This is a genomic window from Nodosilinea sp. FACHB-141 (assembly GCF_014696135.1).
Lineage (GTDB): Bacteria > Cyanobacteriota > Cyanobacteriia > Phormidesmidales > Phormidesmidaceae > Nodosilinea.
Window position 1 is genome coordinate 71,215 of the sequence record NZ_JACJPP010000025.1, and the last position, 12,831, is coordinate 84,045.

13 protein-coding genes are annotated in these 12,831 nt (G+C 55.3%); 7 read left to right on the forward strand and 6 right to left on the reverse strand.

Going from position 1 to position 12,831, the window contains the following annotated elements:
- Positions 1 to 55 precede the first annotated feature (55 nt).
- Positions 56 to 610, reverse strand: a complete 555-nt coding sequence (locus H6F59_RS24460; protein WP_190707111.1) for a hemerythrin HHE cation-binding protein — start codon at positions 608 to 610, stop codon at positions 56 to 58.
- A 285-nt stretch (positions 611 to 895) separates the two neighbouring features.
- Between H6F59_RS24460 and H6F59_RS24465 the strand changes: the two genes are divergently transcribed.
- Positions 896 to 1,603 (forward strand): SOS response-associated peptidase, encoded by a 708-nt coding sequence (locus tag H6F59_RS24465; protein WP_190707114.1) that lies wholly within the window; start codon positions 896 to 898, stop codon positions 1,601 to 1,603.
- Between the two features lie 25 nt (positions 1,604 to 1,628).
- Here the strand turns inward: H6F59_RS24465 and H6F59_RS24470 are convergent, their stop codons facing one another.
- From H6F59_RS24470 to H6F59_RS24480, 3 genes are all read right to left on the reverse strand, one after another.
- On the reverse strand, positions 1,629 to 2,465 hold the full coding sequence (locus H6F59_RS24470; protein ID WP_190707117.1) for an ABC transporter permease: 837 nt from the start codon (positions 2,463 to 2,465) through the stop codon (positions 1,629 to 1,631).
- Positions 2,422 to 3,237, reverse strand: coding sequence for an ABC transporter ATP-binding protein (locus tag H6F59_RS24475; RefSeq protein WP_190707120.1), 816 nt, complete (start codon positions 3,235 to 3,237; stop codon positions 2,422 to 2,424). Before H6F59_RS24475 ends, H6F59_RS24470 begins: the two co-directional genes overlap by 44 nt.
- A 91-nt stretch (positions 3,238 to 3,328) precedes the next feature.
- Entirely contained in the window at positions 3,329 to 3,742 is a 414-nt protein-coding gene (locus H6F59_RS24480) for a MarR family winged helix-turn-helix transcriptional regulator (RefSeq protein WP_190707131.1), read from the reverse strand.
- A gap of 304 nt (positions 3,743 to 4,046) precedes the next feature.
- Between H6F59_RS24480 and H6F59_RS24485 the strand changes: the two genes are divergently transcribed.
- The 4 genes from H6F59_RS24485 to H6F59_RS24500 all read left to right on the forward strand — a co-directional run bounded on the left by H6F59_RS24485 (position 4,047) and on the right by H6F59_RS24500 (position 8,614).
- Positions 4,047 to 5,201 carry an NAD-dependent epimerase/dehydratase family protein gene (locus H6F59_RS24485; protein ID WP_190707136.1) on the forward strand — a complete coding sequence of 385 codons (1,155 nt, stop codon included), beginning with the start codon at positions 4,047 to 4,049 and terminating at the stop codon, positions 5,199 to 5,201.
- A 94-nt stretch (positions 5,202 to 5,295) separates the two neighbouring features.
- Complete coding sequence (locus tag H6F59_RS24490; RefSeq protein ID WP_190707140.1) at positions 5,296 to 6,429, forward strand: glycosyltransferase family 1 protein; 1,134 nt, start codon at positions 5,296 to 5,298, stop codon at positions 6,427 to 6,429.
- A 51-nt stretch (positions 6,430 to 6,480) separates the two neighbouring features.
- Positions 6,481 to 7,191, forward strand: a complete 711-nt coding sequence (locus H6F59_RS24495; protein WP_190707144.1) for a Uma2 family endonuclease — start codon at positions 6,481 to 6,483, stop codon at positions 7,189 to 7,191.
- A gap of 124 nt (positions 7,192 to 7,315) precedes the next feature.
- On the forward strand, positions 7,316 to 8,614 hold the full coding sequence (locus tag H6F59_RS24500; protein WP_190707147.1) for an FAD-dependent hydroxylase: 1,299 nt from the start codon (positions 7,316 to 7,318) through the stop codon (positions 8,612 to 8,614).
- A gap of 278 nt (positions 8,615 to 8,892) precedes the next feature.
- On the opposite strand, the gene H6F59_RS24505 is transcribed toward H6F59_RS24500, so the two are convergent.
- Together H6F59_RS24505 and rsmH are read right to left on the reverse strand one after the other, a co-directional pair.
- Positions 8,893 to 9,102 (reverse strand): hypothetical protein, encoded by a 210-nt coding sequence (locus H6F59_RS24505; protein ID WP_190707150.1) that lies wholly within the window; start codon positions 9,100 to 9,102, stop codon positions 8,893 to 8,895.
- A 531-nt stretch (positions 9,103 to 9,633) separates the two neighbouring features.
- On the reverse strand, positions 9,634 to 10,506 hold the full coding sequence (rsmH, locus tag H6F59_RS24510) for a 16S rRNA (cytosine(1402)-N(4))-methyltransferase RsmH (protein WP_190707153.1): 873 nt from the start codon (positions 10,504 to 10,506) through the stop codon (positions 9,634 to 9,636).
- A 98-nt stretch (positions 10,507 to 10,604) separates the two neighbouring features.
- On the opposite strand from rsmH, the gene H6F59_RS24515 reads away from it, so the two are divergent.
- Both H6F59_RS24515 and H6F59_RS24520 read left to right on the forward strand, forming a co-directional pair.
- On the forward strand, positions 10,605 to 11,789 hold the full coding sequence (locus tag H6F59_RS24515; RefSeq protein ID WP_190707156.1) for an NAD(P)H-quinone oxidoreductase subunit H: 1,185 nt from the start codon (positions 10,605 to 10,607) through the stop codon (positions 11,787 to 11,789).
- A gap of 133 nt (positions 11,790 to 11,922) precedes the next feature.
- A complete protein-coding gene (locus tag H6F59_RS24520) occupies positions 11,923 to 12,654 on the forward strand; it encodes a glycoside hydrolase family protein (protein ID WP_199308945.1) in 732 nt (243 codons plus the stop codon).
- The last annotated feature ends 177 nt before the right edge of the window (positions 12,655 to 12,831 follow it).

Sequence of the window (12,831 nt, forward strand, 5' to 3'; positions counted from 1 at the left end):
CGTCAATGGATTGAGCGATCGCATCCACTATTGCCACATTTATAACTTTGAAAGATTAGCTAACAGCGCTGCCGATCGCCCCTTTGAGAGCCGCAATACCCTGCTCGACGCTGGCCCACAGACCCATGTCAGGCTCTTGACCGGCTATTTCACGGGTGCCAACAAAGTAAAGAACGCCTTTGAGAACCTCTTGGTGGGCCCGATTTTCAAAGTTAACTTTGTTGAGCGGCTCCATGGCATCTTGAAGGTCATCGCTCAAGGTTTGACCCACTTTGTGCAGCACCAAACCGTTCATCGTCTGCTGGTGCTTCAGCAATTCAAGCTGAAAAAACTTGTCGTATAGAGATAGTTCTGAGCCATCCGTCATTTTGGTGACAGCCTCGGCATGCTTTTGGGTGATATCGCGCGGCTCTGCTGCGGAACCTAGTTTAGTTATGGCCTCGTCAATGTTGCTAAGGTTGGCGCGATCGCTTTTTAGCATCCCTTCGAGACGCTCACGAATGGTGTGATCATCGGTGGCCGCCATCAGCTTTTGCTCGATGTCAATCAAGACATTCTGAAAAAGCTTTAGGTCAGCAAGCTTGGTTGACATGGTTGTCATATCAGTCATCAGATGTATCTCCTAATCAGAAATTTGGTAGTGTGTCATCACTCGTAATCTTCATGATTCCGTGAGAACTCAAGAGCACCCTCCCTCGTTGGAAAGGTTCAAGTCGAAAGCCTTTTCTACCATTTACATCGGTTGAGCAGAAATTAATCCGCTAGCGCTCCCTAGCCCGTCTGCCTCCCTGCGGTGTTCCGCCCTACGCCACACACCATCCATCCAACAGCAGACCAGGGCTGCCCTACCCAATTGCTACCATAGAGACAGCGTTCAAGCAGGAAGGCGAGGGCAATGTGTGGACGGTTCAGTCTCAACAAAACCGGTGATGACCTAGCTGACAACTTTTTGCTGCGGTCCACTCCCCCTGTGATGCCGCGTTACAACATTGCCCCCACCCAGCCCTTAACTACGGTGATAGCTACCGCCGAAGAACCAGAACCCCATTTCGACTTTCTGCAATGGGGACTGATCCCTAGCTGGGCCAAAGATTCCGCCATTGGCAGCCGAATGATCAACGCCCGCGCCGAAACTGTGGCTGAAAAGCCATCTTTTCGCGCTGCTTTCAAGCGCCGTCGCTGCCTGATCTTGGCCGATGGGTTTTATGAGTGGGAGACAATTTCTGGCCGCAAAACCAAGCAGCCCCACTACATATTTTTGAAAGAGCATGCGCCCTTTGCCTTTGCCGGTTTATGGGAACACTGGAGCGACCCGACCAGCGGTAGCGAACTGCAAACCTGCACCATTCTCACCACCGCAGCCAACGAGCTGATGGAGCCAATCCACAACCGCATGCCGGTGATTTTGGCCCCTGAAGACTATGGTGCTTGGCTCGACCCTGACTACTACCAGCCCCAAGCGCTCCAGGAGATGCTGCGCCCCTACGACGATGGAGCAATGGAGCGCTACCCGGTTTCAACCGTGGTCAACAAGCCTCAAAATGATTCCCCAGACTGCCTTGAGCCCCTTGACACTGCAACGGATGAACTCGTGAAGGCTTAGGATTGTCGGGGCTAAATCCTGAAGGCTATCGCACGAGGCGAGGATACAGACGACCACAAAAGGCGATCAGCACCGCAGCTACACATACCAAAATTGAGACGCTCAGCCCCAGGCTATAGCTGCCCGCCGGTTCCACCAGCATCAGGTTGCGCAAAGCATCGACCATATAGGTCAAGGGGTTGAGTCGCGAAACCACCTGCAGCCAGGCGGGCATGATCGATATCGGATAAATTGCGTTGCTGGCAAAGAACAGCGGCATCATCATCAGCTGCCCCACACCCATCACGCGCTCGTGGGTCTGCGCCCAGCAGGCCACAATTAGCGAAAAAGTCGAGAACAGCGCCGCGCCCAGCATTACCACCAGGGCTACGCCCAGCACCGCCAGCGGGTTCCAATTGATGGCTACACCCATGAGTGCCGCCACAATATAGATGATTAGCAGCTGCGATAGGCACCGCACCCCGGCCCCGATCGCCTTACCCAGCACCAGCGCCGACTTCGGCGCGGGACTGACCATCAACTTGTGCAAAATGCCGAGGTCTTTTTCCCAAATCACCAGCAGCCCGGTGAAGATCGACATAAACAGAACGCTCTGGGCGAGAATGCCCGGCGTCATAAAGTCGATGTAGCTGAGGTTGCCGGTGGGGATGCCGCGCACTTGAGTAAACACCTGGCCAAAGATGGTCAGCCACAGCACCGGCTGCACCGCTCGGGTAAATAGCTGAATGGGGTCGTGACGCAACTTGCGCACTTCCAGCTCGGCGGCAACCAAGGCCTTAGCAATAAAGTCTTCGATGGGGGCAGTTACTCGCTCTCGGTTAGCCCAGCCGTTTAGCGGTGCGTCGTGTAGTTGACGTGTCACGATAGCTTCCTTCGTTGGTGGTGGTCAGGGGGTTGCGGGTGTAGTGGATGAAGACATCATCCATAGTGGCTTCAGGGTGGGGCACGGTGGCTTTGAGCGCTGCTGGGGTGCCCATGGCTACCTGCTGACCGTTGTATAGCATGGCAATGCGATCGCACAGCACATCCGCCTCTTCCATAAAGTGGGTGGTGAGAAACACCGTGGTCTGGTAGTCGCGCCGCAGCTGCAAGATCAAATCCCACATAGTTTTGCGGGCCACCGGGTCAAGCCCTACGGTCGGTTCATCGAGGAATAAAACCGGGGGTCGGTGCAGGGTAGCCTGGGCCATCTCCAGCCGCCGAATCATGCCGCCGGAGTAGGTGTTGACTAGGCGATTCGCCACCGTGTCGAGGCCTACATAATGCAGGGCAGCGTGGATGCGATCGAGCCGCTGTCGCCGAGGCACGCCGTAGAGCTTGGCCAAAATCAACAGGTTTTCGTAGCCGGTCAGGGTGCTATCCACCGACAGGGCTTGGGGTACGTAGCCAATCCGTCGCTGCACCCCGGCAGCCTGGCGGCCAATATCAAACCCGGCGATCGCGGCCCGTCCACTGCTGGCAGGCAGCAGGGTGGTGAGCATCTTAATCAGCGTGCTTTTGCCCGCCCCGTTTGGTCCCAGCAGGCCAAAGATTTCTCCCGGCTCTACGGTAAGGCTAAACCCATCGACGGCTACTTTAGGTGCTGTTTTGGGGCCGAAGCGCTTGGTCAGTTCTTGAATTTCAATCATTGCCATAGATCATTGAATGGTACGGGGTAGGGCGTAGGAGAGTGGGAAGGTTGGTTCCAATTCGAAATTCAAAACTTAAAACTCGAAATTTCCCCGCCTACCCTTGCTCTTCAGGCTCCTCAAAAATGCTGCTTAAGATTTCCAGTCCCGCCCTCACCTGCTGAAGCTGCGACTCAGACAGACCCTCTAGGCGGTGGGCTACCGTCTGCAACGTTGCGTCGTAAACCCGCTCCATTTCTGCTGTGCCTTCGGCAGTTAGGGTGAGAATGATGCGCCGCCGCTCGACCGGATCGCTGATTCTGTTGACAAGCCCCCGCTGCACCAGACGCTCCACCATGGCCGACATGGTGGGCCGGGTGACATCTAAATAGTCAGCCACCTCTGATAAAGAGGCCTGCGATCGCCGCCGCAAAAAGTACAGCACCCGCAGCTGCGATAGAGATAGCTGGGGCTTGCCGTGGCGACGAATGCCCGCCCGCAAAAACCGCGTCACCGCCGGCACTGCCGTCATTATGTTTGCCGCGCACTGAGCTGAGGTAGGAGCTTGGGTAACCACAAGCAAATGAGCTCTCGAGTAATAGTTAGTTTAACTAACAGTTAGCTTAACTTAGTATCTTCAGATTGTGGGGCAGTTGTAGCTCAGCTAGACCTACTGAGTGAGGAAGCCTCAAAACCTCAGGAATGGCCTCAAGCTGACCCTCAAACTGTCTTCTCAAAAAAAACTTTCCGGTTCCTCAATCTTTGGTTCAGTGGTTTACAGATCCTCCAAACCTGGTAGATTGTCTTGGTATCGGCAAAGAGATTGAAGCATTGATATGAAAGTCCTTGTAATTGGCGGCGACGGCTATTGCGGGTGGGCAACGGCCCTATACCTCTCCAATCGTGGCTACGAAGTCGGGATTCTTGATAGCTTGGTGCGTCGCCACTGGGATGCTCAGCTTCAGATCGAGACGCTGACCCCCATTGCCCCCATCCAAAGCCGTCTACAGCGCTGGAAAGACCTTACCGGTAAGCACGTCGACCTCTACGTCGGTGACATCAACAACTACTCCTTCCTAGAGGAGACAATGCTTGAGTTTGAGCCCGGCGCAGTAGTTCACTTCGGTGAACAGCGATCGGCACCCTTCTCAATGATTGACCGGGAGCACGCGGTGCTGACCCAGGCCAACAACGTGCTGGGCAACCTCAACCTGCTCTACGTGCTGCGCGACCACTTCCCCGAGTGCCACCTGGTCAAGCTGGGCACCATGGGCGAGTACGGCACCCCGAACATTGACATCGAAGAGGGCTACATCACCATTGAGCACAATGGTCGCAAAGATACCCTTCCCTACCCCAAGCAGCCGGGTTCGTTCTATCACCTCAGCAAGGTGCACGACTCCCACAATATCCACTTCGCCTGTAAGGTGTGGGGTCTGCGCGCCACCGACCTCAACCAGGGCGTGGTCTACGGCGTGCTCACTGAAGAGACCGGCATGGATGAGTTGCTGATCAACCGCCTCGACTACGACGGCATCTTTGGCACCGCCCTCAACCGCTTCTGTATTCAAGCCGCTGTGGGTCACCCCCTGACGGTGTACGGCAAGGGCGGTCAAACCCGCGCCTTCCTCGATATTCGCGATACCGTGCGTTGCGTGGAAATTGCGATCGCCAACCCCGGCGATCCTGGCCTGTTCCGCGTCTTCAACCAGTTCACCGAAATGTTTAGCGTCGGCGACTTGGCCATGATGGTGAAAAAAGCTGGCACCACCCTGGGTCTCGATGTCGATATTCAATATATGGATAACCCTCGGGTTGAGGCTGAAGACCATTACTTCAACGCCAAAAACACCAACCTGCTAGAGCTGGGTCTCCAGCCTCACCTGCTGTCTGACTCACTGCTCGACAGCCTGCTCAACTTCGCCGTCAAGTACAAAGACCGCGTTGACAAGAACCAGATTCTGCCCAAGGTTCAGTGGCGGCGCGATTAGTAAGTAAATAGGCCAAAATCACGCTGTGATTTTGGCCTATTTGCAAATTCATTCTTCTATTTTCAATCATCTTCACTTAGCCCCCTCGATTGTTATGCGGATTGCTCTCTTCACCGAGACCTTTTTGCCGAAAGTAGACGGCATTGTAACCCGTCTTAAGCACACCGTTGATCATTTGCAGCGCCAGGGCAACCAGGTTTTGGTGTTTTCCCCAGAGGGAGGCTTAACCGAGTATCGAGGAGCAAAAATTCACGGTGTATCTGGCTTTCCGCTGCCGCTCTATCCAGAGCTAAAGCTGGCTCTGCCGCGTCCGTCTATTGGTGAGGCGCTAGAGAGCTTTCAGCCTGACTTAGTCCATGTTGTGAATCCGGCAGTCCTCGGACTGGCGGGCATTTACTACAGCAAAACCTTAGATCTGCCGCTGGTAGCGTCGTACCACACTCACTTACCCAAATATCTAGAGCACTATGGCCTAGGCATGCTCGAAGGGCTGATGTGGGAGCTGATCAAAGCCATGCACAACCAGGCCCAGATCAACCTGGTTACCTCTACCGCCATGAAGTCTGAGTTGTCAGAGCATGGGGTGGAAAATATCGAGGTATGGCAGCGTGGGGTTGATACCGAGCTGTTTCGTCCTGAACTAGCCAGTGCCGAGATGCGCGATCGCCTCTCGGGCGGTCACCCCGAGCCCCCCCTACTGCTCTACATCGGCCGCCTCTCCGCCGAAAAAGAAATTGATCGCATCAAGCCCGTGCTCCAGGCCATCCCCGGTGCCCGCCTCGCTTTAGTGGGCGACGGACCCTACCGCACCGAGCTAGAGGCCCACTTTGCCGACACCCCTACTAATTTCGTGGGTTATCTAGGTGGAGAAGATCTGGCCTCTGCTTACGCATCGGCCGATGCTTTCGTATTCCCCTCCCGCACTGAGACCTTGGGCTTAGTCTTGCTAGAGGCGATGGCGGCAGGCTGCCCGGTGGTAGCGGCCAACTCCGGTGGCATTCCCGACATTGTGACCGACGGCGTGAATGGTTTTCTCTTTGACCCGCTTGATGAATCAGGCGCCATCGTTGCCACTCGCCGCCTGATCGAGGCCAAAGACGAGCGAGAGCTGATGCGTCGCAATGCTGTCACCGAGGCAGAACAGTGGGGCTGGGCCGCCGCCACTCGGCAGCTTCAGCAGTTCTACCGTCAGGTGCTGGCGCAGCGATCACTGCCCATGGCCGCGTAGGTCTCCTAAACTATAGGTTCGAGCCATACACTGCTGTTTGCGAGGTTAGCTATGGTTGTAGCTTCCCAATCGTCTTGGGTAGTGACCTGGGAGAAACTACCCGACGACTTCATCCTTAACGATGAACCTGTGGATAACATTAACCAGCCTGCCATTGCTGCCGCTCTGACCGAAAGCCTGGAGCTAGCCGGACTTTTACCAGCCCAATCGTTGGTGATGACCAACTACGGCCTGTGCGCCACCGTCAACGGCAAAACTGTGGTCAAAGCGCCCGACTGGGGCTATGTGCCCGAAATTCGTGTGCCACGAAGCGAGGTGACGCGCAGCTACACCCCTCAACTGCAAGGTGACTTCCCTGCCATCGTCATGGAATTTCTCTCCGACACCGAGGGGGGAGAATATTCCAACAAACCCACCTATCCTCCCGGCAAGTGGTTCTTCTATGAGCAAGTGCTCCAGGTAGCTCACTACATCATCTTCGAACCCGAAGGGGGGGCACTAGAGGTCTACCGCCTGAGCGAGTCAGGCCACTATAAGCTCAGCTCAGCCAACGAGCAACAACGTTTTTGGGTTGACGACATTGGCTTAGCCCTAGGTGTTTGGCAGGGCACTCGCGAAAATCGCACTGGCTACTGGCTCCGCTGGTGGAACGATCTCGGTGAGATGCTCCCCTGGGGCAAAGAGCAGGTCGAGCAAGAGCGCCAGCGAGCCGAACGTCTAGCGGCCCAACTCCGGGCAGCGGGCATAGAGCCAGAAGATTAACCGAATCAGCCATACTGCGAGTCAAAATGCTTGGGTGAAAACCTTGGAAGGTACTGACTTATCTTGATTTCTTGAAGAACATCACGCCAGAATAAAGCTACAGCAACGGCAAAGACCTGCTCCCATGACTGCCACCACCCCGCAATTTCGGTCTCCTGCTCCGTCCGATCAGCCCAGTTCAAGTATTCAACAGTCAGAGCTGACGGTGGATGTGGCCATTGTTGGTGGAGGCATTGTGGGGTTAACCTTGGCAGTGGCTCTGGCTCCCAGCGGCATGCAGATTGCTGTGATTGAGGCTCAAACAGCGGTAGCGGCGGCTTCGCGACAGCGGGCCTACGCCTTCTCGCTAACCTCAGCTGATATTTTTAAGGGGCTCGGGTTGTGGCCTCAGATTGGGCCGTACATCTGTCATTTTGACCAGGTGCAGCTCTCTGATGGCAACTACGGCAAGGTCGTGCGGTTTTTGCCCAGCGATTTGGGTACCGATGCAGTCTACTACGGGGCCGAGCACGGCGTACTGATGGCGGCACTTCAGGGAGCGATCGCAGCCTTCCCCAACATTCATTACCTCTGCTTAGCCACCCTAGGGACAACCCACAACCACAGGGAATGCACCGTAGCGGAAGTGAGTACACCGGAGGGCAACGTCACGGTGCGATCACCCCTCTTCGTTGCTGCTGACGGCAAGGGCTCTTCCCTACGCCAGCGGGCCGGCATCGGCAGCGTTGGCTGGCGCTACCGCCAGTCCTGTGTGACTACTGTGCTAGAACCCGAGCACTCCCACCAAAACACCGCCTACGAGCGCTTTTGGCCCAGCGGTCCCTTTGCCATTTTGCCCCTACCTGGCCAGCGCTGCCAGGTCGTGTGGACAGCCCCCCACGCCGAGGCCGAGGCTGTTTTGCACATGCCCGAAGCCGAGTTTATGGCTGAGTTAGAGCAGCGCTATGGTAGCCAGATGGGGCGGCTCAAGCGACTGACTGCGCCAGCGATGTTCCCAGTGCAGCTGATGCAGTGCGATCGCTACGTTCTACCCCGCCTAGCCTTGGTGGGAGACGCCGCCCACAGTTGCCACCCCGTAGGCGGGCAAGGGCTAAATATGGGCATTCGCGATGCTGCGGCCTTAGCAGAAGTTCTAACGGCTGCCCATCAGCAGGGCCAAGACCTAGGCAGCCTCACTGTGCTGCGCCGCTACGAACGCTGGCGACGGTTAGAGAACTGGGTGATTCTCAGTTTCACCGATGGATTGACCCGCATTTTCTCAAACCGGCTTCTGCCCATAGTAGTGCTACGACGCAGCGGGCTTTGGGTACTCAGCCACGTTTCTCCCCTCAAACGCCTGGCCCTACGGCTGATGACCGGTCGCTTGGGACGAGTCCCCCGGCTGGCACAGCTGGGTCGGCAGGGGTATGATTCTGCCTTGTAAGACGACATGTAAGCAATCAATTGCGTCAGCAAAGTTTCCCTCAATTAAGGGAATCTAGAGGCTCAAAGTCCTCTAAGTTGGGGAGATTTGGATTGCAAACAACTTCGGGCATCCACCGTGGACCAGCCATTTGCGCAATAGCCTAATCTACTTTTCGTCTCCTTCAACAGATTCCATCAGCATTGCAGCCCTTTAGATTTAAAGGGTTGCAATGCTAATAGATTTCTCTATCTAACGAGGTATGAAACGGAGCACAAGGCAACGCAATGCCCGTCTACCTAGTACTGATATTGGGCTTCTGAACGGGTGTAATCCCGCAGGGGAACGGCGCGGTTGAGGGCCATATTTTTGGCAAACTTGAACAGACTGTCGTAGTTGCGCTGTCTACAAACCAGTCGCCCATCCCCAGAATATTGATTGCCATCATCTCGAAGCTCAATGGCGAAATCTGACACGTACACCGAAAAAACTCGGGTTGCAGCGTTCATAATAGATAACGATCTTTCGCAAGAATTATGGTTGGAATAACGATTTCTCACACATTAATTCAAACCAAAGGCAAAGCCCAGATCTGTCTGGTATAAACCCTACCAATGGTCAGAACTCAGGCTGAATGAGATCCAATCGAACTAACAAAAGGATTTGATATTGGCGGGATCTACGTAGTAGCAAGCGGAGCTGTCTAAACAGATACGTGCCCACCCTGCAGCACTGACGTCGACTAGTTCATAGGTCGTATCTTGTACAAAAAAGCCCCGATGATCGCGAGTTCCAGGAAGTACGGAAAAGCAGTAACTTTTGTCGTCTAGGGTGTTCATGGTGGTTTCTTATAGTGAGGATTGAAATTTGAGCAGGAACTTTTTCCTACTTTTTAAGTCTAGTTGAAGCAAATATAAGGCAAGTCTTTTTCTTGCGAATTAATTTTAATCTTTACCCTGGATTGCGCGATTGTTACCTCAGCTACGTTTGGGGCAATTTCTTCATCAATAAACGTAACGATCGCAGCTTTGAGCGCTAGGCTACAGCGCGACAGTGCGTTCGGCCACCCGTAGCTTAGCCGAGCGGGCACGGGGGTTTTGGCTCACTTCAGTTTCGGTGGCGATCACAGGCTTTTTAGTGATTACTTTGAGGTCGGGAGCGTCTTTTAGGGTGTGCTTGACCAGGCGATCTTCCAAACTGTGGAAACTGATGATTACCAACCGTCCACCCGGGGTTAGCCAGCTAGGGGCTACTTTCAGCAAGGTTTCTAATACTTTCAACTCTTGGTTGACCGCAATTCGCAACGCCTGAAAGGTGCGAGTGGCCGGATGAATCCGGCCATAGCGATAGCTGCGCGGCACGCAGTAGGAAATGGCCTCAGCCAAATCCGTGGTGGTCTGCCAAGGGCGCTGGTCGACAATCTTGCGGGCAATCCGGCGAGAAAGCCGTTCTTCGCCGTAGGTATAGATCAAGTTAGCCAGCTCAGTTTCATCCCAGTGGTTGACGATGTCGGCGGCGGTGAGGTCTTGGCGCGGGTCCATGCGCATGTCGAGGGGGGCGGTTTGGCGAAAGCTAAAGCCGCGATCGCCCACATCGAGCTGCACCGAACTCACCCCTAGGTCAGCCAAAACGCCGTTGAAGAGATTTCCGGCGGGGTCAAAGTTGGCAAAGTTGCCGTGCCACAGCGAAACTCTGTCGCCAAACTCGGCCAAATTGGCCTGGGTGGCCGCGATCGCTGCCGCATCTTGATCCACAGCCACCACCCTCACGGTTTGATCAGCTTCAAGCATCAGTCGACTGTGGCCACCGCCGCCGGCAGTCGCGTCTAAATACCGCCCACCAGGCTGAATATTAAGCCCTTCGAGCACCGCCTCAGGCAGCACCGGCACGTGATAAAACTCTGGCTCTGCCATCAGCAATCTCAATCCCTGCTTCGTATGCCAACTGAGGCGATACCCATTAAGATACTCAAAGATACAGCAGAACTAGATTTGACGATTGGGTAGCCCCTATGTCGATTATTGAAACTAAGACCGAACCCATGGTGCTCAACATGGGGCCCCACCATCCCTCCATGCACGGGGTGCTGCGGTTGATTGTCACCCTTGACGGCGAAGACGTGCTCGACTGCGAGCCGGTAATTGGCTACCTGCACCGAGGCATGGAGAAAATTGCCGAAAGCCGCACCAACCTCATGTTTGTGCCCTATGTCAGCCGGTGGGATTACGCGGCGGGCATGTTTAACGAAGCGATTACCGTTAATGCCCCCGAGAAACTGGCCAACATTGAGGTGCCCAAGCGGGCCAGCTACATTCGCGTCATCATGCTGGAGCTCAACCGCATTGCCAACCACCTGCTGTGGCTTGGCCCCTTCCTCGCCGACGTTGGCGCCCAGACACCTTTCTTCTACATCTTCCGCGAGCGCGAAATGATCTATGACCTGTGGGAAGCCGCTACCGGCTACCGCATGGTCAACAACAACTACTTCCGCATTGGCGGAGTAGCCGCTGACCTGCCCTACGGCTGGCTCGACAAGTGCCTAGACTTTTGCGACTACTTTTTGCCCAAGGTCGATGAGTACGAAAAGCTAATCACCAACAACCCCATCTTCCGCCGCCGCATTGAGGGCATTGGCACCATCACCCGCGACGAAGCGATTTCCTGGGGGCTCTCAGGTCCCATGCTGCGGGGCTCTGGCGTCAAGTGGGATCTCCGCAAGGTCGACCACTACGAATGCTACGACGACTTTGATTGGGATGTGCAGTACGAAACCGCTGGCGACTGCATGGCCCGTTACCAGGTGCGCATTCGCGAAATGAGAGAATCCGTCAAAATTCTGCGCCAGGCCTGCGCCCAAATTCCTGGCGGCGCATTCGAGAACCTTGAGGCCAAGCGCATGGCCGAAGGCCCGAAATCCGAGTGGAACAATTTTGACTATCAGTTCATCGGCAAAAAGATTGCCCCTACCTTCAAAATTCCGGCTGGGGAACACTATGTGCGCCTAGAAAGTGGCAAGGGTGAACTGGGCGTCTTCATCATGGGCAACGACAACATCTTCCCCTGGCGCTTTAAGGTGCGGGCTGCTGACTTCAACAACCTGCAAATTCTGCCCCACCTGTTGAAGGGGGTGAAGGTAGCCGACATCATGGCCATTCTAGGCAGTATCGACATCATTATGGGGTCGGTAGATCGATAGGGGCCGCACCCCGGCTCAGGTTTCTGGGCCGATGAGCTACCATTGCAATGGCTTAATTGCACTGTCTCCAGGGCGGTGCAGGGCGCTTGCCCTGTTCCCTGCACTAGGTGCATCTAGCCCCTGTTCCTGAATTATGTCGCTGCCTGTGACCTCACTGCCCTCTAGCTCCTCTCCTACCCTTGCCCGGCAGCGCCGGATTCAGAAGGCAAAGCAGCGGCGAGCGCTATTTATCGCCCTGCTGCTGCTGGGTGCAGGGTTTGTGGGCGTGCGATCGCTGCCCCATCCCTCGCTGCGGCAAATTCAAGAGACTGTATGGGTCAGCCATCCTGAACCGTTGGCTATGACCGGGGGTGACCCCTACGTTCGCGCCCTAATGCGCACAATTTCTGCCGCCGAGTCAAACACCAACCAACCCTACAACGTGCTCTACGGCGGTAACACCGTGCAGCAGCTCAACCACCATCCCAACATCTGCGTGGAGATTGTGGCTGGGCCAAATCAGGGGCACTGCACTACCGCTGCCGGGCGCTACCAGTTTTTAACCGGCACCTGGCAAGAAAAAGCCCGCCAGTATCATCCCAAGTCCTCCAGCTGGTTTAGCTCCTGGGGCGACTACAGCTTTGACCCCGAATCACAGGACCTGGTGGTCTACCATTGGCTCAGAGATACTTCCGCCTGGGATTTGGACATTCCTAACGCCCTACGGGACGGTCGCCTAGATGAAGTGCTGCGCCGTCTCTCTGGCACCTGGACCAGCCTTGGCTATGGTATCGAGTCAAACAGCATGACCGCCCGACTGCCGCGCGTCTACGAAAACCTGCTTCAGGAAGAGCTGGCGCGATCGCCTTCCGGGCAGTTGCCCTAATAATTATCAATAAAACCGCTGCCCCCTCGATATAGCTATACCGAGGGGGCAGGGTGACTCAACTTCAACTTTGCCAAAGAGAACTACAGCACGAGAGATCATCATTTCGCAAAAAGCCAGCCAATTTTGCGAATTTTCTGTTCAAGCCCTCACCTCAAGCAATGTCGATCGCAGTAC